The sequence below is a fragment of the Aromatoleum evansii genome, from assembly GCF_012910805.1.
GTDB classification, from domain to species: domain Bacteria; phylum Pseudomonadota; class Gammaproteobacteria; order Burkholderiales; family Rhodocyclaceae; genus Aromatoleum; species Aromatoleum evansii.
The window spans coordinates 1-488 of the sequence record NZ_WTVK01000195.1; the positions used below are offsets into that span (position 1 = coordinate 1).

The window sequence follows — 488 nt, forward strand, 5'->3', positions numbered from 1 at the left end:
GGATTGCAGTTCGGATTGACCAGGGATCCGATCGATAGCATCGGCCCGAAATAGGGTACGAAGGCGCAGACCAGGCTGATGGCAAGCCCCAGCAACAATCGGCTCGAGAGACGCATCCAGCCTTTCCAGATCAGGAAAAACCCCAACGTCAGCCAAATCGCCGCCAAGCCATCGCTGAACCGGAGGCCTACAAAGGACCCGGCCTCCAGTGCGCTGCGGATAATCTCGCCGGCCGAACTCGGCCCGATCTCGCACGTCACGTTGCTGCCCGCCTGACAGCCCTTCAGCTTTGCGACAGCCGAGGTTGCGAGGACGACGATTTCTGGAAGGAACGTGAGAGCAATGAGCAGCAACAGCGCCCATCTCCAGAATGATACATGCGAGTATGATCTTGATTCAGAATTCATGGCACGGCTGCGCTGGATCGAACGGCGCGAGCGCACAATCGCTCACTACCCGTGATTTAGTCACTGTACAGTCAATATGAG

General features: G+C 57.4%; 1 protein-coding gene. It reads right to left on the reverse strand.

Features of this window, described 5'->3' with window-relative positions; translation table 11 throughout:
• Window positions 1-353, reverse strand: a 353-nt coding sequence (locus GO615_RS27885; protein ID WP_169133077.1) for a hypothetical protein, incomplete at its 3' end; no start/stop codon positions are given.
• Window positions 354-488: the final 135 nt, after the last annotated feature.